Here is a 25450-nt window from a genome sequence, read left to right on the forward strand (position 1 = left end):
CCCCTGCCGATATTTGGATCGTCTCAGTGAGCGATCGCCGCACTTGCACCTCGCGGAACGCGGATCGATTCGACGAGGTCCTGAACTTCCTGCGGCGGCTCCGCAGTCATCATCGAGACTACGTAGGCGACGGCGAAGTTCAGCAGCGCGCCGATCGGACCGAAGGCGGTCGGCGGGATGCCGAACAGGTAGTTCGCCGGCACATTCTCCATCATGTTCGTGCCGGCAATGAAGAACCAGCCGAGATACGTGAAGAGATAAAGGCAGGTAACCACCAGACCGACGATCATGCCGAGCGTGGCGCCGGTCGAGTTGATGCGCTTCGAGAAGATGCCCATCATCAGTGCCGGGAAGATCGTCGCTGCAGCCAGACCAAAGGCGAGAGCCACCGTTTGTGCCGCAAATCCCGGAGGATTGAGGCCGAGCAGGGTAGCGACCAGGATCGCGCCTGCCATGGCCACGCGGGCGACCATCAGTTCGTTCTTTTCAGAAATGCCCGGAACCAGCCAGTCCTTGATAAGGTCGTGGCTGACGGCCGAGGAGATCGCGAGCAGAAGACCTGCTGCGGTCGACAGAGCCGCTGCGAGACCGCCGGCAGCGATCAGGGCGATGACCCAGCCCGGAAGCTGTGCGATTTCCGGATTGGCGAGAACGAGGATGTCGTTGTTGATGGTAAGCTCGTTACCAGCCCAGCCCCGCTCCGTCGCTGTCGTGGCGAACGAGTCGGCCTTATCGTTGTAGTACTGGATGCGGCCGTCGCCGTTCTTGTCCTCGAACTTCAGGAGACCGGTAACTTCCCAATTCTTCATCCAATCCGGACGCTCTTCATAGAGAACCGCATCCTGGCTGGTGCCGTTGGGGAAGATCGTGTCGATGATGTTGAGGCGCGCCATCGCACCCACGGCCGGAGCGGTGAGATAGAGAAGCGCGATGAACACCAGGGCCCAACCGGCGGACCAACGGGCGTCGGCCACCTTCGGAACGGTGAAGAAGCGGATGATCACGTGCGGAAGACCCGCGGTACCAATCATCAGCGACAGCGTGAAGAGCGTCATGTTGAGCATGGAGCCCTGCGCCGTATAGGCATTGAAGCCGAGGTCGGTCACCACCTGGTCGAGCTTCGTCAGCAGCGGAACACCGGCTTCGGCATGAGTCGAGAACAGACCCAGCGGCGGAAGCGGATTTCCGGTGAGCTGCAGCGAGATGAAGATCGCCGGAATGGTATAAGCGATGATGAGAACGACGTACTGTGCAACCTGGGTATAGGTGATGCCCTTCATACCGCCGAGAACGGCGTAGGCGAACACCACGGCTGCCGCGATCCAGAGGCCGGTCGAGACTTCGACTTCGAGGAAGCGCGAGAAGGCCACGCCGGCACCGGTCATCTGACCGATAACGTAGGTGACCGAGATGATGATCAGGCAGACCACCGCGACCAGCCGGGCAGACTGGCTGTAGAAGCGGTCGCCGATGAACTGCGGAACGGTGAACTTGCCGAACTTGCGCAGATATGGAGCGAGGAGCAGGGCCAGCAGAACGTAGCCGCCTGTCCAGCCCATCAGATAGGTGGAGTTGCCGTAACCCACGGCGGCGATGAGGCCGGCCATGGAAATGAACGATGCCGCGGACATCCAGTCGGCGGCGGTGGCCATGCCGTTCAGGACAGGATGAACACCGCGGTTTGCCGCATAGAACTCCGCCGTGGAACCGGCCCGGCTCCAGATGGCGATGCCGATGTAGAGCGCGAACGACGCGCCCACAATCAGCAGATTAAGCGTATACTGATCCATGTTCGTGCCTCACTCCTCGTCGACGCCGTATTCGCGGTCGATCTTGTTCATGTAATTCGCGTAAACGAAGATCAGCGCAATAAAGACCAAGATCGATCCTTGCTGCGCAAACCAGAATCCAAGATCGGTCCCACCGACCGGAATGCCCGACAGCATGGGACGCAAAAGTATGCCGAAGCCATAAGAAACGACTGCCCAGATCACCAACGAAATGTAGATGATGCGTTTGTTGGCAGCCCAATAGGCATTGGACGAAGACTTGTCCGCCATGTGCAACTCCCTTTTTTCCTCCAAAACCGGCGCATCAAATCGAAGCACCGTCCCCTTCCACACACCGGCTGCCCTTATTGCTGATCCTCGACAGCAGGCGGCGATATTGGAATTTCAACTCTTAAAGAAGGAAATTTCGGGCGTACACCCTTGCCTTGGTATTAGACGGGAGTGGCTTGACGAACGCCATTTCCTTTTGAGTCGGCAACATGCGCAGCCAGCAGCTTGTGGGCCGTCAGGCTTCCGAGATGCGATGGAGTTGGTGTTGCGCCGATCGTCAGGGCGAGCGGAAGGGTGGAGGAGCGCACCGGGGGGCAGGCGCGCTCCTCCCACGGCACCGTGGTATCAAACGCCGTCTGGCATGGGGGGCAAAGACGGCATTGCACGGCACCGTGACGGCCTTCCCGAAGGAAGGCCGATGGGAAATCCGAAAAGGCTGGATAACTCCCCGACGCGCGGGAGCGCCCGGACGGAGAGGGAACGGGAGATGTGGAGGATGGAGCAGCGGGGCGAATGCGCGATACCCGCATCCGGACGGATGCTCGGCCCGCAAAAAGCCAGTGATCCCGCGCTTTGCGCAGGTCTAACCATGCACGTCATGTGCGCTTCAGTCCTCATCTTTCAGTTCCACGCGACATCATCCGCGGGCTCCCCAAACCGGGGACGACCCAGCGATAATTGGCAAAACTAAAGGATTTCCTAATCGCGTGAGCGCTCAAAACGGTCCGGCAGTTAATTCCGGGTTAAGCCGGTTTGCCACCCGGCGCGATGCTCGCCCGTTAACTCCGGATAAAGGCCTCTCCTGCAGGACGACCTGTGCCAAAACGGGACTCTTGTATGGTCCGACGCCTGTGAAGAAACCACGGAGTGGTTGCAAACACCGCCGTCTCGGAGAGTCCCGGAGCAAGTTTCGCCACCTGAGTGACGGCATCCGGCCATATGTGGATATGGCGGCAATCCGCAGAAATGGGAAAAGCCGACCCTGTTTTTCGGAGGGCCGGCCTGGATTTGTTTTGATGTGGGCTTCTGGCGCCGCGAAGCTATCCGATCGTCATCAAGCTGGCATTGCCGCCGGCCGCCGCCGTGTTGATGGAGACGGAGACTTCTTCGAGAAGCCAGTTCAGGCAGTACGCATCCGTACGACCTGCGGCATCGCCACTAGCCGCCTGCGTCAGCACGAGCGGTCCTTCCAGGGCTGCGATCTTTGCCTGAACGGCGAGTACCCTTTCGGAGTCACCTTCTACGAGAGCGCCGGCAAACGGACCATCCTTCGCCCAGTCCGACGACCACGACAACCGCGCCACCACCGAGGCCGGCAGACCGGCAAGAGTGTCCCGCAATCCCGAACCCGCATCTACGACGGCGAAATTCCCCGTTGCAAGCACGGAACCGATTTGACCGATCAACCCTTTCTCGCTCTGCGGCACAAGAAGAATACGCCCGCGCGGGTGAAGGCTGTAGAGATTGGCCTCGCCGACGGGACCCGGCAATTGCGTCTCAAGTCCCAGGGCAGCCTCGCCCCCTTTGTCCCGCGCGATTGCCGCCTCCCCTGTACGCCCTGTCTCTTCGAGCCAGCGGGCGAAGTCGACCAGCGCCGGATCGATAGCGTTCGAGCCGTGGCGGGGCGGAACGGGCGGAGTTTCCACAAGTCGGCCAATGTATAGCGGCCCGCCGGCCTTTGGGCCCGTACCCGAGAGACCCCGGCCGCCGAATGGCTGCACGCCGACAACCGCGCCGATGATGTTGCGGTTGACATAAAGGTTGCCGGCCTTCACGCGCGACGTCACGTGGGCGATGGTCTCGTCGAGCCGCGTATGCAGACCGAACGTCAACCCATAGCCGGTGGCATTGATGTCATCGATCAGCCGCTCGAGATCGGCACGCCGGTAACGGATGACATGCAGGACCGGCCCGAAGACTTCGCGTTGAAGATCCTTCATCGACTGAAGTTCGATAATCGTCGGTGCCACGAAGGTTCCTGCATCGGTTTCGGGAGGCATCCCGATCTGCTCGACCTTGCGGCCGTTGGCGCGCATGCTGTCGATGTGGCGTTCGATGTTTGCCTTCGCCTCCGCGGTAATGACCGGACCAATATCCACGCTAAGGCGGTCCGTACGGCCGATGCGCAATTCGTGCAATGCACCCTTCAGCATGGCCAATATCCGGTCGGCAACATCTTCCTGGAGGCAAAGCACGCGAAGCGCTGAACACCGCTGTCCGGCACTGTCGAAAGCCGAAGCAATAACGTCCGCCACAACCTGTTCGGCAAGGGCCGAGGAGTCGACGACCATCGCATTCTGTCCGCCGGTCTCGGCGATCAGCGGGATAGGCCGGCCATTCGCCAGCGTCCGGACCGACAATTGCTTCTGGATCAGGCGTGCTACCTCAGTCGACCCCGTGAACATCACTCCGGCCGTCTTGGGCGAACCGACCAGCGTCGCGCCGGTGCGGCCGTCTCCGGGCAGGAACTGCAGGGCACCCGCCGGGATCCCCGCCGCGTGCAAGAGGCGCACGGCCTCCGCAGCGATCAGTGGCGTTTCCTCGGCCGGCTTCGCCAGCACCGGATTGCCGGCGACGAGCGCTGCGGCGATCTGGCCGGTAAAGATAGCCAGCGGGAAATTCCAGGGACTGATGCACACGACGGGTCCAAGCGCCCGGTGCGCCGGCCCCAGCGTGCGCCGTGCCTGTTCGGCATAGTAACGCAGGAAATCGATCGCCTCACGAACCTCCGCGATGGCATTGGGCAAAGACTTGCCGGCTTCACGCACGATAAGTCCCAGGAGGATCGGCATGCGATGCTGCATCGCATCGGCGGCTCGATCAAGCATTGCCGCACGTTCCGCGGGCGCTACGAGGCTCCATTCGCTTGCGGCATCGGCGGCCAGATCCATGGCGCGAAGCGCATCTGCTTCAGACGGTTCAAGCACCTCGCCGACAATATCGTTGTGGTCTGCCGGATTGAGAACGTTCCGCACCTCCCCGCCGGTGTGACCGGTCGCCAGCAGCGGCTCGGCCTTCCAGATCATGGAAGCGCTCTCCATCAGTGCCGTAGACAGTGCGGCGAGCGTCGCCTCGTTCGACAGATCGAGACCGGCCGAATTCGTCCTGCCCTTGCCGAAAATCTCCTCCGGCAGCGCGATCAGGTCATGTTTGGCGCCGGGTTGAGCGTGGGCGCGGACGACATCCACGGGATCGGCGACGAGTTCATCCACGGAGACCTTGGGATCGGCGATACGATTGACGAAGGACGAGTTCGCACCGTTTTCGAGGAGGCGACGCACGAGATAGGCAAGCAACGTCTCGTGCGTACCGACAGGTGCGTAGATACGGCACGGCCGTGCGAGCTTCTCCGCGCCGACCACTTCTTCATAAAGGGGCTCACCCATGCCATGCAGGCACTGGAATTCGTAGTCGCCCACTGTGAACGCGGGACCGGCAAGATGATAAATCGCGGCCAGCGTCTGGGCATTGTGGCTGGCAAATTGCGGGAAGATGACATCCCGCGCGGCAAGCAGCTTTCGGGCGCAGGCGATGTACGAGACGTCCGTGTGGACTTTGCGCGTGAAGACAGGAAAATCCTCAAGCCCATCGAGCTGCGCCCGCTTGATCTCTGCGTCCCAGTAGGCGCCCTTCACCAGTCGCACCATGATGCGTCGATCGGATCGACGAGCCAGGTCTATGATGTAGTCGAGCACGAACGGGCAGCGCTTGCCGTAAGCCTGTACCACGAAGCCAAGCCCGTTCCAGCCCTTCAGATCATTATCGAGGCTCAGATCCTCCAGCAGATCCAGCGACAGCTCCAGCCGATCGGCCTCCTCGGCATCGATGTTGAGGCCGATGTCGTACCCCTTTGCGATCGCCGCCAGCGCCTTCACCTTGGGCAAAAGCTCGCCCATGACGCGACCAACCTGCGCGCGGCTGTAGCGTGGATGCAGCGCGGAAAGCTTGATGGAGATGCCTGGCCCTTCATAGATGCCGCGTCCTCCTGACGCCTTGCCAATGGCGTGAATGGCCGTCTCGTAATCGCGGTAGTACCGTTCAGCATCTTCCGCCGTGGTCGCCGCCTCGCCCAGCATGTCGTAGGAATAGCGGAAGCCCTTGTCTTCCATCTCGCGGGAGCGCCGCAGCGCTTCATCGATCGTTTCCCCCGTGACGAACTGTTCACCCATCATCCGCATCGCCATATCGACGCCGCGGCGGATAACAGGTTCGCCGCACCGGGCGATCAGGCGCGTGAGAGCAGCCGACAGGCTGCGGTCATTGACCGTCGCGGTGAGCTTGCCGGTAACGACAAGCCCCCAAGTGGCGGCATTCACGAAGAGCGAGCGTCCGCCGCCGAGATGTGACTTCCAATCGCCTTCGGAGATTTTGTCGCGGATCAGCGCGTCGCGCGTGGCATTGTCGGGAATGCGCAGCAAGGCTTCCGCAAGACACATCAGAGCCACGCCCTCCTGGCTCGACAGCGAATATTCGTGCACCAGCCCCTCGACACCCGAACCTCTGTGTTTCGCTCTCAGCGCCTGTATAAACTGACGGGCGGTCTGGGCGATTTCACCCTTCATCCCGGCATCGATGGTTGCTGCAGCGAGAAGCGGCGCCATGCACTCAGCCTCCGGCTTGCGGTAGGCCATGGTGATCGTTCGCCGCAATTCGCTTTGCGGCCCGACCGGCGGCGCGAATTCGGCAAAGGGCGCTTCGTTGAGCGTTATCGTGTCGGAAGAGCGAGCGGCGTCAGCGGTCATATCGTCACCTGAGTGGAGGAAGCGCCCGTGCGGGCGGATCGGACTAATCATACCGTGGAACAGCGAAAGTTTCCGACTTGATTTGACAGCAAATTAAGGTGAACTGAATGGAAAATTAGCAAAATGAAGGAAAAGCGACCATGGAACCGCTTCACGACAGTGAACTTGACCAGTTTGATTTGAGAATCCTCGAAATCCTTCGGCATGAAGGCCGTATTTCAGTGACCGAACTTGCGTCCCGTGTCGGTCTGTCCAAGACGCCATGCCAGGTCAGAATGAAGCGGTTGATCGACACCGGCTATATCGAGGGCTTCAAGGCTATCCTGAACCCTCAGAAGCTTGGCCTCGACCACGTTGCTTTCGCCGAGGTGAAACTCTCGGACACGCGTGAGGAAGCATTGAATGCATTCAACGCGGCTGTCAGGAAGATTCCCGAGGTTGAGGAGTGCCACATGATCGCCGGCCGCTTCGATTATCTCCTCAAGGTACGAACGCCCAACATACGCCGTTACCGTCATGTGTTGGGCGAAAAGATTTCAAGCCTGCCCTTCGTCGCCAACACTTCGACAAATGTAGTGATGCAGTCGATCAAAGAGAACTGGAATTAGGGATTTCTTTGCGGCGGTATGCAACCGGACTACCGCAACAATCCCTGACCGCCATCGACCCAGATAGGGGAACCAGTCACATGGCGGGACGCATCGGACGCGAGAAATGAAACCACTTCGCCGACGTCCTCTGCCTTCGCCGGAACGCCATCAGTTAACGGAATATCGCCTTCCGGCCATTCGACGGGGATTGCCGTTTCATCCTCATGGCGCCTCGACGTGTTGTCGTCGATGTCCGTCTCCACTGCGCCGGGGCATACCGCGTTGATGCGAATCCGGTGGCGGCCGAGCTCGAGGGCCAATTGCTGCACCATTGCCACCTGCGCCGCCTTGGTCGCGGAATAGGCGGTGGCGCCGGGAGAGGTGAAGGTGCGGGTACCGTTGATCGAAGAGATGACGATGATGGATCCGCCTTGGCGTTTGAGCAGCGGAACGGTGAGGTGAACGGTCAGAAAGGTTCCCCGCAGGTTGACGGCGATCGTCTTGTCCCATTCGTCCGGCTTGAGATCGTCAATCGGAGCCCACACACCGTTGATGCCGCCGCTGGCCACCACGACGTCCAGTCTTCCGAACCGCTCTTCCAGATCGTTAAGCGCGCCCCGCATCTGGTCCTCATCCGAGATATCCGCTCCCAGCGCCATGGCGTCCCCACCCGCTGCCTTTATCTCGGCGACCGCACGCTGGTTTTCGGAATCCGTTCGCCCAAGAATCGCGACGGCATAACCCGCCTTCGACAACGCGAATGCCGATGCCTTGCCGATCCCCGACGCACCGCCTGTCACCAATGCCACTTTCGCCATCTGACGCCTCCCGAGATGATCTGACCGGCAACACCCGGTCCTCTCCTCCAGAACGCCGCTTGCGTCAAAACGATCCCGTGCGGTCGATGCGGACCAGTCAATTGTGACAGTCCACGAAACTTTGCCGCCTCCCTTCCGTTGTCCAGTAAGCACCTTGGTGGAGGAAGCAAAATGAAGACTGCGGTTGAAGAGCTGGAAGGCAGGTTGAATGCGCAGCGCGAGGTTCTGATTTCGCTGCTGGCAATGATCATGAAGGACCGGCCGCCACCGGACCTGCGCTGGCTGGAAGACGATGCCGTTCCCCGCAACGGGGAGGAAGATCCGGGCGTTGTGCCGTCGGTCGCTTTTGCAACCCACGGAGCAATGGCCACCGAGATGAGAGCAATTCTGGATGCCGCGCGCTCACGCGCCAATGCAGGATGATCATCCGAGCCATGGGACTGCGTGGAAGTAATCCCACTATGCGCAAGAAAGGAGAAAACCGATGACGATTTCAGAGCGAAGCCGGAAACTGCTCGCTGCGGCCGGAACGGTTGCCCTCGCCGCCTTTCCGGTTCACACCACGTGGGCACAGGAAAACGCTGATACGCCTGATACAGCCACTGAGACTCGGCAGCCTGCAGATACGTGCACGATCACACCCGACAGTGAGGAGAAGGTCGAGACGGATACCACGCAACTCTCCGAGACGCTGGACGAGTGCGGAAGTGTGCTGGAACCGCCGACCGTTGGTGATCAGGAACTCGTCGAACCCGCTCCGCCAGTCGGCGAGACGCCGGTCATCGAACCCGATGAACTGCCCGCGAACCCCTGATGCTTGGGCCTTGTCTCTTCAGTAAGGATCCTTGAGGACCTTACGAAGATAGGCACCATAAGCGCTCTTGCCATAAGCTGTGGCAAGAGCCTCCATCTTCGCCTCGTCGATGAAGCCGGAGCGGAAGGCAATTTCTTCGGGGCAGCAGATCTTAAAGCCTTGGCGACGTTCGAGCGTAGCGACGAAATCGCTCGCGTCACGCAGGCTGTCCGGGGTGCCAGTATCGAGCCAGGCATATCCTCGACCCATCAGCTCCACATTGAGTTTGCCTCGTTCGAGGTAGGCCTTGTTTACATCCGTGATTTCGAGTTCACCGCGTGGCGAGGGTTTCAAGTTGGCGGCGATCTCCACAACCTCCGAATCGTAGAAGTAAAGCCCTGTCACCGCCCAGTTGGACTTTGGCGCAACAGGCTTTTCCTCAATCGACAAGGCCTTCATACCGGCGTCGAATTCGACAACGCCGTACCGTTCCGGATCATTGACGTGATAAGCAAAGACCGTGGCGCCATCCGGTCGTGAGGCTGCACTCTTCACCAGGTCGGTAATTCCGTGACCGTAGAAGATATTGTCGCCAAGCACGAGACAGGACGGCGAAGAGCCGACGAAATCCGCACCGATGATAAAGGCCTGCGCCAACCCGTCCGGCGAGGGTTGAACGGCATAGGACAAGGAGATGCCGAGCCGCGAACCATCGCCGAGCAGTGCTTCAAAGCTCGGCAGGTCGCGCGGTGTCGAAATGATCAGTATGTCCCGGATGCCGGCCAGCATGAGCGTCGACAGGGGATAGAAGATCATCGGCTTGTCGTAGACAGGAATGAGCTGCTTCGACAGGACCGACGTCATCGGATGGAGACGCGTTCCGCTTCCGCCCGCAAGAATGATGCCCTTCATGATCTTCTCCGTAAATCCGAACAAACTGGAAGTAATTGGTGGTCAGGCAAGCAGCCGTTGGACGATGCTCGCCGTGGAAACCTGCCATTGCGGCAGCATGACGCCGTGAGCATCGTGGAGCCGCGAGCAGTCGAGCCGCGAATTGGCCGGCCGCTTCGCCGGTGTCGGATACTCGCTGGACGGAATGGGGTTCACCTGGGCAAACGGCCCATTAAAGGTTTTGGAAGCCGTGAATATCTCAGTAGCGAACTCCGCCCAACTGGCCTCGCCCTGCCCGGTCATATGGAACACGCCCCGCAAGCCTGCGCTTCGGTCCGAAATCAGGTTTCTGCCAACCGCGAGAATGCATTCGGCGATATCAAGCGCCGACGTCGGATTGCCGACCTGGTCAGCCACCACGGACAGTGTGTCCCGGCTTTCGGCGAGCCTCAGCATCGTCTTGAGGAAATTCTTGCCGAACGGACTGTAGACCCAGGCGGTCCGAAGAATCGCATAATTGTCGGTAACTTGCTGGATCGCCATTTCTCCGGCGAGCTTCGAACGACCGTAAGCGCCAAGGGGGGCGACCGGATCATCCTCGCGGTAAGGCGCGGGCTTTGAACCATCGAACACATAATCGGTCGACACATGAACGAGCGGGACGCCGAGTTTGGCCGCTGCCTTGGCGATCTCCCCAGCGGATATACCATTGATCCGCGTCGCGAGTTCTTCCTCGGTTTCCGCCTGGTCCACCGCGGTATGCGCCGCAGCGGAAATGACGAGATCCGGTCGTGTCGCCTGGATGGCGGCAGCCACTCCGTCAGGCTGAGCAAGATCGAGATCCGGACGGCCGATCGCGACGATCTCGATGTCGCCGGCCGCTCCACCGCGCTCGATCAAGGAAGTGACCACCTGCCCTTGCAGTCCAGTAACGACAAATCGCAGACGCGTCATGCGGTTGCCTTCTTCGGCTCGATCAAACCGAGACGAGTACCGGAATAGCCTGCGCGCAAAGGCTCCCACCACCAGCGGTTTTCGAGATACCAGGCAGCCGTCTTCTCGATCCCCGTGTCGAAATTCTCCTGTGCCTTCCAGCCCAGTTCCTCTTCGAGTTTTGTCGCATCGATCGCATAGCGGGCATCATGACCCGGACGATCGGTCACATGGGTGATGAGGCGTGCATGGGGCGCGCCGGCGGGATGGAGCTTGTCCATCAAGGCGCAGATCCGCTCCACCACATCAATATTGCGGCGCTCGTTGCGGCCGCCGACATTGTAGGTCTCGCCTATCCGACCGCGTTCAGCGATCAGATCCAGTGCGCGCGCGTGATCCTCGACATAGAGCCAGTCGCGAATATTTGTTCCGTTGCCGTAGACCGGCAACGGCTTGCCATCCAGGGCATTCAGGATCATCAGGGGAATGAGCTTTTCCGGGAAGTGGTAGGGGCCGTAGTTGTTCGAGCAATTCGATACAACGACCGGAAGCCCATAGGTCCGCTCCCACGCCTTGGCCAAGTGGTCGGACGATGCCTTTGAAGCGGAATACGGCGAACTGGGATCGTAGGGCGTTTGCTCGGTGAAGAGCCCCTCCTCACCCAGCGAACCATAGACCTCATCCGTGGAGACGTGCAGGAACCGGAAGGCCTCACGCTCGTCCATCGGCAACGCCGACCAGTAGGTCCGCGCGCATTCCAGCATGTTGAAGGTACCGATCACATTCGTCTCGACGAAATCCCTCGCACCGGTGATCGAACGGTCGACGTGACTTTCGGCCGCCAGATGCATCACCCGCTGAGGTTTGAAGCTTTCGAAAGCTTCCACAATCGCCGTACGATCGCAGATATCCGCTTTCAGGAAACGATGGTTCTGCTGGTTATCGACCGCCTTCAGCGAAGTCAGGGTTCCGGCATAGGTGAGCTTGTCGACGGTCAGGACCTCGTAGCCCTTCTCCAGCACCAGATAGCGAACGACAGCCGAGCCGATGAACCCAGCTCCTCCGGTTACCAATACACGCATGGTCTTCTGTCCTTTCGCCCGCTTCAGCCGGCTGCCGATGAAAATGTGAATGCGGTTTCGAGATCGCGCAGCTTCGGTTGCTGGTTGTCCTTTGCAGACAGGACCGCCTTGTCCGGCGCGACCGGCCAGGCGATCGCAAGGTCGGGATCGTCAAAGGCAAGGCCGCGATCATGCTCGGGACTATAATAGTCAGTGACCTTATAGCTGACCTTGGTGTCCGGCTGCAGCGTGCAGAAGCCATGCGCGAAGCCGGGCGGAACCCAAAGCATGCATCCGTTTTCAGCCGACAATTCCGCTCCCACATGGCGGCCGTATGTGGGGGAGCCGACGCGGATATCGACCGCCACGTCGAGGATCGCTCCCGCGATACAGGACACGAGTTTGCCCTGCGCTCGGGGCTCAAGCTGGAAATGCAGACCCCGGATCGTTCCAGGATCCGCCGAGAGCGACTGGTTGTCCTGCACGAACTCGAACGGACCCACCATCTCCTCGAACAGGCTCTTTCGGAAGGTCTCCATGAAATAGCCCCGTGCGTCGCCGAACTTCTTCGGCGTCAGGAGCACGACTTCAGGTATCTCCAGTCTTTCGAACTGCATGCTATTCATCCATCTATAGGCCAAGACCCGTTTAAGAAATTGCCTTCTGGGAAGCGACGGCGTCGATTGGCGATGACCAGCGCTTGCCGCGTCCACTGCGGACGATCGTAGAGACCCCCGGCGACTTGAACACCGGCAGGCAGAAGCGTCGGGCGAAGAGCAACAGGCTGCGGATATGCGCGCGGCCGGCAAAACTCAGCGGGCTCGCAGCACTCTGTCGTTGGTGATCATGCACGAGCGCAAAACCCGGAAAATAGACCACTCGGCGACCGCTCATCCAGATCCGCGCGCAGAGATCGACATCTTCCATGTAGAGGAAATAGCTCTCTTCCATGCCGCCAAGGCGCGCAAAGAGATCGCGCCGGATGATGAAGCCGGTGCCCATTACCCATTCGGCATCGAACGGACGACCCTTGTCCGTCTCTTCCACCATAAGGTGACGATCGACGCGCTTCGGCATCATGCCCTCGAGGCCCTTAAGCCGCCGCATCGCGATGTCGAGGATGGAATAGAAGCGACGCGCGCCGTACTGTCGGCTACCGTCAGGATTGACAAGATCGAGGCCTGCAAGCCCGATATCATGCATTTCGTCGAGCTGATCGAGCACCGGCGTCACGGTGTCCGAATCGAAATAGGTATCCGGATTGAGCACAAGCAGGTAGTCAGCATCGATACCTTCGGCGCCGAAATTGACGCCCGCGCCGAAGCCGCCGTTCACAGGCGATACCTTGATGCGGATATCCGGCATCGCCGCCGCCATTTTCTCGACCGAATCGTCACCCGAGCGGTTGTCCACTACGGTGATGTTGTCGGGGCCGGCAATGCCGCGCTTGCGAAGGGATCCGACGCTTCGGATCGTCAACGCCGGCGTGCGGAAGTTGACGAGAATGACGTGCAGTCTTTGTCTCTCGGCCATAGCTCTGTCCTCAGGTTACGATACGGTTGCTTCATGCCGCCGTATCCTTCACGAGTTGCCAGAGGCGCTGCGCCGAACTATCCCAATCGAAGTCCTCACGTCTTCGTCGACCGCCTGCTATCAATCGCATTCTCAGGTCCTCGTCGGATGTGATCCGATCCAGACCCTGTTTTATCTCCTCCACGGATTCAGGGTTGACCAGTAGGGCGCCCTCCCCGGCGACCTCCGGCATTGCTGAGACGTTCGATGTCAGGACCGGCACACCGCAGGCATAGGCCTCGACGATCGGCAGTCCGAAACCTTCGAACAGTGAGACATAGGCTACAGCCAATGCACCACGGTAGAATGACGGAATCTCTTCCGAAGGCAACCTTCCGGCAAAAACAACATCCGAGCCGACGGAGAGATTATCGGCAAGTGTGGCAAGTTCATCGTTGCGCTTGCCGGTCAGAACAAGCTTGATGCCTCGGGAAGGCAAAGTTGAGGCAGCGAATGCCTTTATGAGCCGGTCGAGATTCTTGTAGGATCGATGATTTCCACCGTAGAAAACATAGGGATATCCCGGCTGGTGGACCGGTCCTGCCTCATTGAAACAGGATTCGTAGCCATTGTAGACGAGATGCACCTTCTCCGCCGGCATGCCCGACCACTCGAGAAACTCCTGCCGCGTGAACTCCGAAACGCAGATAACGGCGCTGCAGCGCCGGTAAAGCGGCTTGTAGACGAGATCATAGTAGGCCCGCTTGGCAGCACCATAGAACCGGCGATGCGTCAGGTCGTGGACGATGACGACCGACGGCAGACGCGAGAACACCGGTGGCACGAAACCTGCGCTGTAGAAAACGCCCCTGCTGCCGCGCCCCATCAGCGCACCACTGATCGCAAGCGGCGATAACGGCGAGCCGATGCGTCCGCCGACGCCGATATCGACGATCCGCATATTGGCAGGCAGCCGCGCCTCCAGTTCAGTCTGAACCTTGCCGATCCCCGTTTCGACCGGCCAACGGCGGTCGGCAAAGATCGTTACGGTCTTGCTATCGGTTTCACCAGAATGCACGCATTATTCCTTTGCTCTTTCCTGCCGTCAGAATGAACCTGCACATCAGGATGGACTGCCGAGCAGCGCGCTCCGGAAGGCCGGGACGAGACGCTTGTTGCCGAATTCGTTGAGATGGTTGTCGTCGTAAAACAGCGGATGGCCGCCCGGTGCTGCCTCGCAACTTCCGCCCGGCGGGCAGAAGGCTTCGAAACTGTCGATCGGGGTGATGCCGCAATCCTCGGCCAGGCGGTCGATCAACCGGTTGGCTTTGCGGAACGTCGAGTCATATGCGGTCCGAGAGAACTGCACGGCCGGCGCCTTGCCCGTCCACATCAGCGAATAGGCGACATGCCGCGGCAGATAGCTTCCCGGCGCCGGAACCGGCCGCAGCATGAAGACTTTCCGGTAACGGCTGGCTCCGCAGGCGAAGGTGCCACGGCCATTCTCGACCGGCGTTCCGAAATCCAGCCGCGGCTGCAGCACTTCGTCGAAGCTTGCCACCTGAGCGGCCATGAAATCGTTCGTCAGCGTCTCCGGGCCGTAGTCGGCGCGGTTGACGATCACGAGCGGGATCGACGGATCCTCCGTCTTCAACCGCTTGAAGACAAGCCGGTTGAAGATGCCGCATTCGACGCTTTTATAGCTTCCGACACCAACCATGGAGGGGCATCCGGAAAGGGCGAACACGCGAACCGATCCATGCCCCGCGAGCGCCTCAACCAGTCCGGTCGCGACCGCATCGGCGTGGCTGTCCCCCATAAGGAAGGCTTTAACGGGTCCTGTGCCCAGAACGCAGTCAGCCAGAGCCCGCCCATCCGAGCTATCGGAAAGGCAATTCGAGCGAGATGGATTCATCTCTGCTGCGGCCCCGTCAGCAAGCACAATTTCAGGCGAAACCCTCGCCGGCATGCCGCCGCTACGACTGACGGCAACTCCTGAGAGGATTGGGATTCCGATGAGAACGGCAGCCAATGCCGTCTTGGAAACACCCCCGCCCCGGCGGAAGAAGTTCTGCGCCGGCACTTCGACGAGCGTGTACGACAAAAATCCGAGAAGCACGGACAGACCCAGACCCACGACGATCCATCGTGGATCCTGGATCACCTCGCCGAACCGCATCATCACCGCGACCGGCCAGTGCCACAGATAGATGGAGTAGGACCACAGTCCGAGATAGTGGATAGGCACGAAACGGCCAGCGACGCCGCTGACATGACCGGAGCCGATCACCAGCGCGGCGCCGAGCGTCGGCAAAAGCGCGTAGGCGTTCGGCCACGCACCATCATGGAGCACCACCATCGAAAGCAGTAGCGCAAGCCCGCCGTAGAGCGCTGCTTTCGCCAGAAAGGCATTACGCAGGATCGTCTCGCGATGCACGGCGAGAAGGCCGCCGAGCAGCATCTCCCAGGCGCGCGTCGGCAGGAGGAAGAAGGCAGCGGACGGCTTCCAACCTGATGCGTAGATGCAGAGCCCCAGCGACAGCAGGAAACCCGCCCAGAGCAGCGGCGTCCGGATCCGGCGGAGGAGAGCCACCTTTTCGACCACCAGCAGCGCGATCGGATAGATCATGTAGAACTGCCACTCGACCGATAGCGACCAAGTGTGGAGCAGCATCTTGTATTCGGAGCCGGTGTTGAAATAGCCCTCCTGCTGCCAGAACACGACATTTGAGTAGAACAGCGCTGCGGCGAAGATCTGGTTGCCGATGCGCTCGTAATCGAACGGCGGGATGAGAAAATAGCCGCCAACGAGAACGACGGCGCAGAGGGTGGCCAACGCCGGATAGATGCGGGTGAAGCGGGCCCTGTAGAAGCTCCAGAGCGTAAAGCTCCGCCGGTTAAGACCGGAGAATATGATCGTCGTCATCAGGTAGCCCGAGATGACGAAGAAGACGTCGACACCGATAAAGCCGAAATCGAAGCCGGCAACCTGAAAGTGGAAAAGGACGACGATCGTCACCGCCAGCGCGCGCAAGGCGTTGATCGAATGATCGAACCCGTCGCGGGCAGGAATGAAAATCCCCGACAGCATTGGCGTCGCCATGCCGTCCCTGAGAAGCAGAGAACCCGACTTTGCGTTCATCGCAAGACCTACCTTCCCCTTCAGCGGCAAAACGCCAGAAACGGTCAATTCAGTCTGTCGGCCCACCCCCGCAGGCGCTCGCGAAACGCGCTCGCCCGGTAACGCGCCTGCCCGACATGCCCCTTGGCAAGCGACGCAGCAGCGCCGACCAGAGGGCGTCCGGCCATATAGGCAACGAACCAGATGGGGTAACCTTCCATGCGCATGACACGGCCAAAGCCGCGATTGTAGCGGCGGCCCCGATCGAAGGCCGCCTGATCGAAGACCGCCAGCGGCTCGGGATGCATGATCCGCAGCGCCGGATCATAAAGACCTTTGGCGCCCTTGCGCAGCGCCCTCAAAAGCAGTTCGGTCTCTTCACCCGCACCCCAGATGGTGCCGGAGCCGACACCGAGATCTTCGTTGAAGAGACCAGCGGCACGGAGCGTGCTCGCGCGATAGAAGGTGGTGTAGGAGGTCTGACTGGTCCAGATGTTGAACCGGTCGATGACATGCGGCTCCGTCCCCCAGCGTCCCTGTGAAGGCACGCCGGCCGGCGTGATGCTCATGCCGGTATAAACACCGAGATCGGGATCGCCCTCGAACGCCGCGCGCACGCGCTCCAGCGTATCGGGGGGATAGATGCAGTCATCGTCAGGAAAGGCGACGATCTCGCCCGTGATGTGCGCAAGCCCGAGATTACGCCCCCGGGACAGCCCTTTGCGGGGATCGCGGAGGTAAAGCACAGAGAGACGCCCCTCGAACGCCTTCACCGCCGTTTCCGTGTCATCGTCAGCACTCTGATCGACAATGATGATCTGCGACGCCTGAACGGACTGTATTTCCAGCGATTCCAGAAGCTCCCGGATCTGCCGGGACCTGTTCATCGTAGAAGTTACAAGCGATATATTCAATCAACACCCTGCCGTCGATGGTTTATCCACCAATGGCTCCATCAGAACTCGACACGTTAGCAGTTTATCAACCCCTTTCGGCGCCGCAAGAAAATTCTTTTGCGATGCAACATAAGAAGAAATATTAATTTTAATATGTTTCAGCTTTTTGAAAGACTTCTGGAGCGAATGGCCTGAATTATCATTGTCCGCTCATCCTTGTTGAGAAGAAGCAGCACATAGACACCGGTCCAGACAAGGCACAGAAGCTTCAGCGGCATGTAAAATTCGATCTCCCGGAAAAACAGCTCAAAGACGGAGACCGGCAAAAGAGCGGGCAAAGCCAAGGCAAGGTTTTTCCAGTAGAGCGCACCTTTCCCTGCAGCCCAGTAGAGCAAAGCACCGTCAAGTAGGGCGCGAAAAACCCAGGCTGCGGCAGCGCCGACAACCCCTGCCTGATCGACCGCGACATAAAGCAAAGGCACGAAGAGGACGAATTCGACGGCATAGGCGCGGGCGGGAACGCTGGCGCGACCTCTTGCTTGAAACAACGCAAGCGGCATGAACGTCATCGCGTAGAACCAGAAACCGGCCATCAGAAGTGTTCCAGCCGGAACCGCCTGTTCGGAAATCTCTCTTCCGACCCAGAGGTCGAGGAACGGCTTGAGAATGACGAGACCGCCGACGGTTATCGGCGTGATCGCAAGCAACAGTACCCGGCTGCCGAAGACAAGAATTCCCCTGGCCTCGTCATCGTCTTTGGCAGCGGCAAAGCGAGGAAACAGAACGGAGAACCAGCTGTAAGGGATCAGGGTCGCGCGGATTATAACGTTGTACGGCAAGCTATAGATTGCCACCGCGTTGACGGAAGACACCGCACCAATAACGAATCTGTCCATCGTCAACATAAGCTGATTGATAACCCCGGACGCCATCGTCCAGCCACCGAAGCTTAGCATCGGCCGCACATCCTGAGCGCTGAAACGCGGCGTTCGAGCCTCGGAAGAGGACAACATGCAATACGCTAAAAGGAGAAAAACACCTCCCAGACGACCGAGAAGAGCACCTACCGCCAGCCAAGGCAGTTCCACCGAAACCATCCAGCCCACCAACAAGGGAGCAGTTTGGAAGAGGATGGTGCCCGCCGATTGCGCTAGGTTTAACTTTCCGAACTGCTCACGTCCCTGCAGGTAGCCGGTAAGGACGGAGGATATGGTCACCAAAGGCAAGATGGCCATCAACGTCAGCAGCGCAGCTGCGATCTCACCGCTCAGTTCAGAACTGACCGAGAAAATCTGATCGAAAAAGAACCGACTGATGCCGTATGCGATTAGAGCTCCAGCGGCTCCACCAAGGCCGCTCAAAACAAGGCCGGTCCACAGAAACTCCGAGCGACGCCGTTCGTCGGAGTCGCGGGCAACCGCACTTGCGACGGTACGCCCAAAACCGAGATCGAAGATACCGAGATATCCAAGCAACAGCCACACGAGCGACAACACGCCAAAGCGCTCAAGACCGATCAGATGAAGATAGAATGGCGTGACAACCAGTGTCACGGCCATAGGCACCAAACCTCCGGCAACGTTGGCCGAAAGTCCACGCATCAATCTGGATGTCATGCTTCCTCCGAAGATATCAGGCGGAAGTAATCAACGGCGAATCGGAAAGCCATTTCGAATAGTATCGATGGAGTTTTCGATACTTGTTATTTCGATCATCGAAATACACGGGCATTGAGAGTAGCGCGGCTAGAATCAGGCCATGAAGCCGATCAGTTTCCAATCGCCCATATTTTTGAAAATGGTTGATGCCTTTCTCAACCAGTCGGTCGCGCTCAAAATACCAGACGCTTGAACTCGGGATGAGACGCGGGACAGGATTTACACGACGGAAAGCGGAGAAAGCGAGATGAAATGCACGATCGACACCCGATATTGTGTCGTCCCAATCGAACGTATCGCCCTCAGCAACGCGCTCAGCGCCTTCCTTGTCATTCCGGACCTGCCGTAGAAGCTTGCCGTCCTTCGAGAGAGTACTCGGGAATGCGTTAGATGAACGCCAAAGATGATGAGCCATATCTGGAAGCAATTGGCCGGGAATTCCGCTAGCCTTAACGAACTCCATCGAAGGCTCGTCGCGAACGAACAAGGCGACATTTCCATGATCGGAGAAAAGTTTGGCAGAGGCCTCGTACTTGCGAGGATCAGCAAACTGAACCGACTGTGGAAATACGACCGTCTTAACTCCCTTGTAACGCTCAAGCAAAGCTTCGCGGAGTTTATGATGGTGAGACCATAGATCTCCAAAACTTCCACCGCCGTGAAGCGCCAAGACAGCACCTTTGGCAACGTCTTCATCAAGCTGATTTATATGTCGACCAACAACAAATACATCAGAAGCCGGATCGTATTTACCCAGATCCCCTATTGAGTATCGAGAGTAAAGAAACGAATTGCTTTTTTTAAAAAACTCTTCTGTTCCCTGATTTATCAGAAGGTCTCCCGTGTTGAAATACGCCGGATAGTCTATCAGCGCAACCTTAGTTCCATCACCGAGAATATCATCAATAACACGATGCTGTGCTTTTAGGGAGTCCATCACCAAAAAATGCTTTTCAGAATCAGCATCATACTGAATAGTCATAGCAAGGATCCCGTTATATTTACTTTGAGCTGGGGAAAGCGATAACGCGTTTAAAGCGCTTTGACCAGACGGCTCGTGCGTTTTCATCCTATTGTCACCTCAGCATAGTCGCGACATGGCGAAAAGTGTGGCCATTGGGCAAGCTGGATTGGAGGCCGTTCCTCCACGCTAAGCAGCCGACGATAAAGTCTCTCATGCTATCGGTCGGAACCTGGCCAAGAGCTAGGCAGTCGTAAAATGTGCCCCGCCAACCACGAACAGCTGCGGGGTCATCCTGCACCGCTCCCGCCCCGCGTCCCAGCGACCAAAGTGCAGACACCGGGACCCCCTGCAGTTCCACCAGGCTCTTGGGCAGCGGCAGCAGCGTCGCCGAGGGTGTGGGCGCGGCGTTCTTGCGGGCGGTGCCGGTCCAGACCGAGGTCTGGAAGAGGTTGGCGGTGCCGCGTTCGCCCATGACTCGGTTCGGCGAGGCGCCGCTGGAGATGATCGCCGGATAATCGCCATCCGGCACCGCGGCTTCGCTCGGGAAAGTGGCGACGGTGCCGTTGCGATAGCGCATCACGAAGATCCAGTAGGCGGGTGCGAAGGGCGCCGCAGGCGCGAGAAAGCGGGTGTTCGCCGTTTCCGGCCAGACGATCGCCGGTCCGCCATCCGAGGCGGCCGGTGTGTAGTCGGGCTGGTTGGCCACCGTGGCCTGCACCATCGGCCGCACGCCGAACTGGTCGGCGATGGCGCTCACCCGGCCGCTCGACGTCGTGATGCCGCGCTTCGGGTCCCACCATCCTCCATTGAGGCGGTAGCTCGCCGGCAGGTCCGTCGGCATCCACATCTTGATCGTATTGCTGGTCTGCGGCCCGAGCCGGTAGGTGATGGCCGCTCCTTCAAGTGCCATGGTCATGGTCCATTCGGGCCCGGACGCGCCGGCGACCGGCACGCCGTCGGCATGCCATTGGCCGCCGGGCCGGCTCGCCCGATAAAGCGATCCGGCATAGCCGCCGCCGGACGCGATGGCGATGGTGAGCGAAGGAGAAGAAAGGTGGCTGGTGATATCGAGCGAAAGTGAAAGCATGGCTGTCTCCTTTGGTTGGCAGACAAGTCTAGGGGCGCTCGGAAAAGGGGGGACGCGAGCCTCGGAAAAATTGTCGATCAACCGAAAAAAGATTTCGCCTGCCCAGCCACCGCCTTTATTGCACTGCACTCTGCCCGTTCAGTCAGCGTACTCACCATCTACCCTCACCCCTCCCAAGGAGTTGATGATGAAGCCCTTTTCGCGACTCGCCGCCGCCTGCATCTCCGCAGCGCTGACGTTTCTCCCGTTCACGGCGATCGCCCAGGATCAGGGAAATCTCGTCGCCAATGGCAGCTTTTCGGGCGGTCTTTCGCCGTGGTGGCGGCAGGGATCTTCGGTCAGGGTGCAGGAGGTCGATGGCCGCAACGCCGCCCTCGTTCCCGCCGGCATGATGGTTCAGGAACGAATAGCGGTGACGGGCGGCCGCAACTATCGTCTGTCGATGGACATCCGTGGCGAAGCGACAGACCCCGGCACCATCTACGTGCAGATGAGCTTCCGCGGATCTGGCGTGTCGGCGGACTGGCGCGGCCCTTCCGTGGTGACCCTCGACGGCCGCAGTGACGGCAACTGCGCCGCCGCTCCCGCTCCGCGAACCGAGCGGGCTGCGCTCGTTGCCGGCGGCGGACCGGCCGAGTGGCGAACCCGTGACGTCGTCTTTACCGCGCCCGCCAACTCCGACCAGATGATCCTCTATCTGCGCAAGGCGCCTTGCTCACCCGGTGCGGCCGCCTTCACCGGCGTTTCCGTTAGGCCGACGGACGCGCCGGCCACCTCGTCCGCCGAGGCCGTCCGGCTCGCGCTGGCCGCTGAGCGACTTCCACGCCCAGCAGGCACACCGGAAAACGACACGCTGCTGCAGAGCCAGATCACCCGTGCCGCCCCGTCCGACGGCCGCCACCGGCTGGCCGCCGGCGGCGCCATGGCCATGCGCGTTCACGTCGGCTCGCGGGAGGATCTCATGACCCTGCAGGCGGCCGTGGACCTTTCCGATTTCTCGGCCCGTGTCGCAGGCGCCACCGCGCCGGCCCACCTGTCCACAGACGAGGCCGTGGCGCGGGAGCCGCTGCTCATCGTCGGCCGCAGCAATGCGCTTTCGCAGCGCGCCTTCACCGATGCGGACTTCGCAAACCTCGGCGAAGACGGCTTCCTGATCCGCTCGTTTGGCCCGCATATCGCAATCGCCGGTCGAACCCCGCGCGGCACCATGTACGGGGTCAACTGGTTTCTCGACCGCCGGCTTGGCATCCGCTGGCTTGCACCCGATGTGACCCACTGGCCGCGAAAGCCGGACATCTCGCTTGGCGTCCAGCGTGAGCGGCAAGTGCCGCGCTTTACCTTCCGCGAGGTGCTGAGCATCGAGGCGCAGGACAAGGCCTGGCGCCAGCGCAACCTGATGAACGGCGAGTCGCACGGTCCGTCCTTCCAGCCCTCGCCGCCAGCAATCGACAGCTGGAACCGCAGCTGGGCGAGCCAGGGGATCATCGCCAACTTCTACGAACTTCTGCCACCTGCCACTTACCAGACCGCCCATCCGGACTGGTACGCCGGCGGACAGCTGGCGATGATGAACGGCGAGATGCGTGCGGAGATGGCGCGCGTCGTCGCCGAACGCCTGCGCGCCCTGCCGGACTATCGGAGCATCTGGTTTTCCATCCACGACATGGACTGGGGCTGGGACATGGATGCGGAAAGCGCCGCCTTCGCCGCCCGCCACGGCGGCCACCCGTCCGCGCCACGGCTCGACATGATGATCGACGTGGCGGCGAAGGTTCGCGCCGAACTCCCCGGCGCCCGCCTCGCCTTCAACGCCTATCACTGGAGCTTCACGCCGCCGGAAGGCATGACCGTTCCGGACCATATCCTGGTCTATCCGATGACGATCCACGTCAATTACCGGGACGCGCTGAACGGTCCGGCGAACGAGGCCCTAGGCCGCGATATCGCCGGCTGGAATGCGATCGCGAAAAACGTACTCGTCTGGGACCACATCACGAACTTCGCCGGCTTCATCCAGCCGACACCAAACATTTTTCCCATCGGCCGCTCGATCCGCTGGCTCGCGTCCCTCGGCAACGTGCAGGGCTATATGGGGGAAGGCAGCTTCAACACCCCAGGGGCCGAGTTCGCGGCACCCCGGGCCTGGCTGATTTCCCGGCTTCTCTGGAACCCGAACCAGGACGTCGAGACGTTGGTGCGCGAGTTCTGCGACCTCTATTACGGGCCGGGCGGCTCGGCGGTCATGGAGTACATCCGCTTCTACCACGACAAGATCGCCCGCACCGACGACGTTCTTGCGGAAAAGACGACCGTCGACATGGCCATGTTCGACGCCGAGTTCGTGCGGCGCGCCGAGGCGATATTCAACACGGCGGAGGCAGCCGTTCGCGGCACGCCGTTCGAAGCGCGCGTCCGTGAGGCGCGCATGCCAGTCGACTACGTCATTCTGCTGCGTCGTGCGGAATATTCCGCGCTCCGCAACGAGATCGGTTTCGATGTCATATCGACGCTCGAGCAGCGTCGTGAACGGTTTCGACGCGCCATCACCGAAAGCGGCGTGACACAGTACATACAGGGCGACGGCATCGCCGCCTTGGAGGACATCCTCGATATTGAGCGAAGTGCGGCCCCGAAGCCGGACATCGCCGCTGGCGCGACGGCATGGAAGGATATTCAGGACATCTCTTTCCAGCGCTTCGCCGGAAGCAAGAGCCCGATCGTAGCGGACCGGCTCGCCTCCGACGGCGCCGCCATCGCCCTTGACCGCAGCTCGACAGGTTGGAACACGCAGCTGAAGTTTGACAAACTGCCAAAAACCGGGACATGGTGGCTTTATGCTGCCCTTCGGACCGAAGGCGCGACCGATGGTGAAAGAGTTGCAAGACTGGGTGCCGCGCCACCGATGAACTGCTTCACGACGATCAGGAACGGGACCGGCATGACGGCATCATATCGATGGTTTCAGGTACCGGGCGGTCCATTTTCCCACACATCGGACCATTCTTTCAGCATCTACGTCCAACCGCTGGGCGGGCCGGAGGGGTCACGTATCCTGGTCGACCGGATCGTCGCGCTTCCCGAGCCCGCAGGTGAGGTTCCGGCTGCCTCGGTGGAAGGAAACTGCGGTTGACCTACTACTACAACGACCTCCCGTCGCGCATGTCCGGTCGCCCCGATACGGTGGAGACAAAAGCGCCCGCCCGAACGGTCTGGGATATTCCGGCCTTCCTTTTGTGCGCGGGACTTCTCGCCCTGCCCTTCCAGGTAGTTCAGGTATCGATCGCCCAGCCGGGACACCTCTGGATGCTGGCCACGCTTGGCTTCATGCTGCTTTACCGATCAGTGCGGTTCTCCACGGCGGAAGCGCTCGTTTTCGCACTGTTTCTCGGCGTAACGGTCATCCTGACGTTCTTGCAGGACTATCCGCGGGTCAAGAGTGTGGAGCAGCTCAGCAAGTTCGCCTTCTTCTATCCCGGTTTCTACCTAGTGGGCCGCTGGCTCGGATGGCGGTTTGAAAACAGGCTGATTCCGCTGGGATACGTCTTTCTGTTCAGCTTCCTTCTCTTCCAGTATCTCACCCAGGCACTGTCGCTGCCCGTCATTTACCAGGAAATCAACTTCGGCCAGGGGGCTCTCCACGGCACTTTCCGGGAGCGCAACTGGCTCGCCGTCTACTTCCTGCTCTTTTCCTACATCCTTCTTTTGAAGGACGAGTCGCGATGGAAATTTGCCTGGTTCTTTCTCCTGAACGGGCTCGTGATGCTGCTCTCCGGGTCGAAAACGACTTTCGTCGCGGCCGGCATCATCTTCCTGTTCCAGTCGCGCCTGCCGCTATGGATGAAGCTCGTGCCCATGGCCGTGGGAGCCGTATTTTATCTCTCCGTGTTTTCGGATGAATTCAGCGAGGAGAAGCTGAACGTGAAACTCGAGGAGGAACGCGGTCTCGCGTTCCAGGCGAGCATCGAACTGATCGAGAAGAACCCGGTGGGTTACGGGCTCGGGTTCGTGGAAGCCTATTTCGGCAGCAACTCGCTTGAAATCCGCGGTCTGGGAGAGGGTACGAACTCCGTCTTCTCCGTGCCGCTCGATCTGATGATCGTTGCCGGCTTCGCAGGCATCGCCCTCTGGCTGATGATTTTCGTCGGCGTTGGAAATTCAGCCGTTCTCGCTTTGGCGCCAATAGCGGCACTATCGCTGCTCAATCCGCTGCATCAGTCGGAGCTGGTGTACTTTTTCATCGGCTTCATCGTCACGCTCGCCCGCATGAAGGCATGCAAGCCAGGTATGACTTCCGTCCATCGACCGTGACTGATGCAAACCGTCT

Annotated in this window: 20 protein-coding genes; 5 read left to right on the forward strand and 15 right to left on the reverse strand. The window is 60.0% G+C overall.

Translation table 11 applies throughout. The annotated features are described in order from the left end of the window. Window positions 1–23 precede the first annotated feature (23 nt). From J5J09_RS20790 to putA, 3 genes are all read right to left on the reverse strand, one after another. Entirely contained in the window at window positions 24–1790 is a 1767-nt protein-coding gene (locus J5J09_RS20790; RefSeq protein ID WP_208554138.1) for a sodium:solute symporter family protein, read from the reverse strand. 9 nt (window positions 1791–1799) lie between these two features. Continuing rightward, complete coding sequence (locus J5J09_RS20795; RefSeq protein WP_208554139.1) at window positions 1800–2060, reverse strand: DUF4212 domain-containing protein; 261 nt, start codon at window positions 2058–2060, stop codon at window positions 1800–1802. A 1040-nt stretch (window positions 2061–3100) separates the two neighbouring features. After that, window positions 3101–6802 carry a trifunctional transcriptional regulator/proline dehydrogenase/L-glutamate gamma-semialdehyde dehydrogenase gene (gene putA / locus J5J09_RS20800; RefSeq protein ID WP_208554140.1) on the reverse strand — a complete coding sequence of 1234 codons (3702 nt, stop codon included), beginning with the start codon at window positions 6800–6802 and terminating at the stop codon, window positions 3101–3103. A gap of 140 nt (window positions 6803–6942) precedes the next feature. On the opposite strand from putA, the gene J5J09_RS20805 reads away from it, so the two are divergent. Beyond that, window positions 6943–7410, forward strand: a complete 468-nt coding sequence (locus tag J5J09_RS20805) for an Lrp/AsnC family transcriptional regulator (RefSeq protein ID WP_208554141.1) — start codon at window positions 6943–6945, stop codon at window positions 7408–7410. A 29-nt stretch (window positions 7411–7439) separates the two neighbouring features. Here J5J09_RS20805 and J5J09_RS20810 read toward each other — a convergent pair whose 3' ends face one another. Next, window positions 7440–8210 carry an SDR family NAD(P)-dependent oxidoreductase gene (locus J5J09_RS20810; RefSeq protein ID WP_208554142.1) on the reverse strand — a complete coding sequence of 257 codons (771 nt, stop codon included), beginning with the start codon at window positions 8208–8210 and terminating at the stop codon, window positions 7440–7442. Window positions 8211–8381: 171 nt separating this feature from the next. On the opposite strand from J5J09_RS20810, the gene J5J09_RS20815 reads away from it, so the two are divergent. Together J5J09_RS20815 and J5J09_RS20820 are read left to right on the forward strand one after the other, a co-directional pair. Continuing rightward, window positions 8382–8633, forward strand: a complete 252-nt coding sequence (locus J5J09_RS20815) for a hypothetical protein (RefSeq protein WP_208554143.1) — start codon at window positions 8382–8384, stop codon at window positions 8631–8633. A 61-nt stretch (window positions 8634–8694) separates the two neighbouring features. Beyond that, complete coding sequence (locus J5J09_RS20820) at window positions 8695–9024, forward strand: hypothetical protein (RefSeq protein WP_208554144.1); 330 nt, start codon at window positions 8695–8697, stop codon at window positions 9022–9024. A gap of 18 nt (window positions 9025–9042) precedes the next feature. Here J5J09_RS20820 and rfbA read toward each other — a convergent pair whose 3' ends face one another. The 11 genes from rfbA to J5J09_RS20875 all read right to left on the reverse strand — a co-directional run bounded on the left by rfbA (window position 9043) and on the right by J5J09_RS20875 (window position 21126). After that, window positions 9043–9915: a glucose-1-phosphate thymidylyltransferase RfbA gene (rfbA, locus tag J5J09_RS20825; protein WP_208554145.1), complete on the reverse strand. Its 873-nt coding sequence runs from the start codon at window positions 9913–9915 to the stop codon at window positions 9043–9045. 42 nt (window positions 9916–9957) lie between these two features. Beyond that, entirely contained in the window at window positions 9958–10848 is an 891-nt protein-coding gene (rfbD, locus tag J5J09_RS20830; RefSeq protein WP_208554146.1) for a dTDP-4-dehydrorhamnose reductase, read from the reverse strand. Next, window positions 10845–11909 carry a dTDP-glucose 4,6-dehydratase gene (gene rfbB, locus J5J09_RS20835; RefSeq protein WP_208554147.1) on the reverse strand — a complete coding sequence of 355 codons (1065 nt, stop codon included), beginning with the start codon at window positions 11907–11909 and terminating at the stop codon, window positions 10845–10847. Before rfbB ends, rfbD begins: the two co-directional genes overlap by 4 nt. A gap of 23 nt (window positions 11910–11932) precedes the next feature. After that, window positions 11933–12514: a dTDP-4-dehydrorhamnose 3,5-epimerase gene (rfbC, locus tag J5J09_RS20840; RefSeq protein ID WP_208554148.1), complete on the reverse strand. Its 582-nt coding sequence runs from the start codon at window positions 12512–12514 to the stop codon at window positions 11933–11935. A 22-nt stretch (window positions 12515–12536) separates the two neighbouring features. Next, a complete protein-coding gene (locus tag J5J09_RS20845; protein WP_208554149.1) occupies window positions 12537–13421 on the reverse strand; it encodes a glycosyltransferase family 2 protein in 885 nt (294 codons plus the stop codon). 31 nt (window positions 13422–13452) lie between these two features. Then, a complete protein-coding gene (locus J5J09_RS20850; protein ID WP_208554150.1) occupies window positions 13453–14478 on the reverse strand; it encodes a glycosyltransferase family 1 protein in 1026 nt (341 codons plus the stop codon). Between the two features lie 45 nt (window positions 14479–14523). Further along, window positions 14524–16542, reverse strand: a complete 2019-nt coding sequence (locus tag J5J09_RS20855) for an acyltransferase family protein (RefSeq protein WP_208554151.1) — start codon at window positions 16540–16542, stop codon at window positions 14524–14526. A 44-nt stretch (window positions 16543–16586) separates the two neighbouring features. Next, window positions 16587–17435: a glycosyltransferase family A protein gene (locus J5J09_RS20860; RefSeq protein ID WP_281436296.1), complete on the reverse strand. Its 849-nt coding sequence runs from the start codon at window positions 17433–17435 to the stop codon at window positions 16587–16589. 140 nt (window positions 17436–17575) lie between these two features. Continuing rightward, complete coding sequence (locus tag J5J09_RS20865) at window positions 17576–19033, reverse strand: oligosaccharide flippase family protein (protein ID WP_208554153.1); 1458 nt, start codon at window positions 19031–19033, stop codon at window positions 17576–17578. Window positions 19034–19049: 16 nt separating this feature from the next. Beyond that, the gene (locus tag J5J09_RS20870) at window positions 19050–20144 is read right to left on the reverse strand and encodes a polysaccharide pyruvyl transferase family protein (RefSeq protein ID WP_208554154.1); all 1095 of its coding nucleotides are present in this window, start codon (window positions 20142–20144) and stop codon (window positions 19050–19052) included. A gap of 7 nt (window positions 20145–20151) precedes the next feature. Further along, window positions 20152–21126: a hypothetical protein gene (locus J5J09_RS20875; RefSeq protein WP_208554155.1), complete on the reverse strand. Its 975-nt coding sequence runs from the start codon at window positions 21124–21126 to the stop codon at window positions 20152–20154. Between the two features lie 187 nt (window positions 21127–21313). Here J5J09_RS20875 and J5J09_RS20880 point away from each other — a divergent pair, with 187 nt between their 5' ends. Further along, window positions 21314–24256 carry a DUF4838 domain-containing protein gene (locus tag J5J09_RS20880; RefSeq protein ID WP_208554156.1) on the forward strand — a complete coding sequence of 981 codons (2943 nt, stop codon included), beginning with the start codon at window positions 21314–21316 and terminating at the stop codon, window positions 24254–24256. After that, complete coding sequence (locus tag J5J09_RS20885; RefSeq protein ID WP_208554157.1) at window positions 24253–25434, forward strand: hypothetical protein; 1182 nt, start codon at window positions 24253–24255, stop codon at window positions 25432–25434. Before J5J09_RS20880 ends, J5J09_RS20885 begins: the two co-directional genes overlap by 4 nt. Window positions 25435–25450 lie beyond the last annotated feature (16 nt).

This window comes from Ciceribacter sp. L1K22, assembly GCF_017599385.1.
Lineage (GTDB): Bacteria > Pseudomonadota > Alphaproteobacteria > Rhizobiales > Rhizobiaceae > Allorhizobium.